The following is a 708-nucleotide window of genomic DNA, read 5'->3' as shown; positions in this document are numbered from 1 at the left end:
GGCCATCCAGCACACCGCGGAGGCGCAGCGGCAGCCCGGCTTGACGCTGGTACGCACGACGTTTCGGGCCGAGGCCGACCACCGCGCGACGACGCCGCCGCCCGGCGAGGACCAGCCGGATAACAGGGCCAGCACCGCCAGCGCGCCGCCGAACACCGCCAGCGGAGCGATCTGGTTTTTGCCGCTGAGTTCGCTTCGCGCGCAAAGCCATTCCCACGCCACCACCGCCGCGGCGGCCAGCACGAGCAGCGCGATGTCCCCGGCACGCCACAGGGCGCCCAGCCCCGCGCACGCCAGCACCACCACCGGCCCGGCCAGCAGCGGTGGCCATAGCGCACCGACCGCACGCCGGCAGAGGTCGGCGACGCCGAGGGCGATGAGAAAGACCGCCACGGCGCTCACGGCAGACTCCGAAGGTATTGACTGGCAAGCACAATCAAGTCCAGGCCGTCGCGGCTCGCGCGTTGGGACACCGCCGACGGGCTGATGCCCTCTTCGGCGGCGAGCTCCTTTTTGGTCCGGCCCGTCATCAAGCCCCTCACTATCCGCAATGACCGTTCATCAAGCGATCCAAGCAGATGGTCCCGACAGATCAGGGCGGCGTTGACGGCGGCGACGTCGTCGCGGGTGCCGGCCTCGGCCCGAAACGTCGTGCGTACCAGCGTCAAGCCGGGCTGCCGCTGCGCCTCCGCGGTGTGCTGGATGGCC

The 708-nt window shown here is 71.0% G+C and carries 2 pseudogenes; both read right to left on the bottom strand.

What is annotated here, in order from left to right:
* Window positions 1-402, bottom strand: a pseudogene (locus A5646_RS23000) (hypothetical protein); the annotation flags it as partial.
* Window positions 399-708 (bottom strand): annotated as a pseudogene (locus tag A5646_RS22995) (RNA polymerase subunit sigma-70); the annotation flags it as partial. The pseudogenes A5646_RS23000 and A5646_RS22995, both read right to left, overlap by 4 nt.

The organism is Mycobacterium sp. 1245499.0 (assembly GCF_001673615.1).
Taxonomy (GTDB): Bacteria; Actinomycetota; Actinomycetes; order Mycobacteriales; family Mycobacteriaceae; genus Mycobacterium; species Mycobacterium europaeum_A.
The sequence above is the reverse complement of the archived record's forward strand: the minus strand, read 5'-3'. Positions and strand labels throughout refer to the sequence as shown.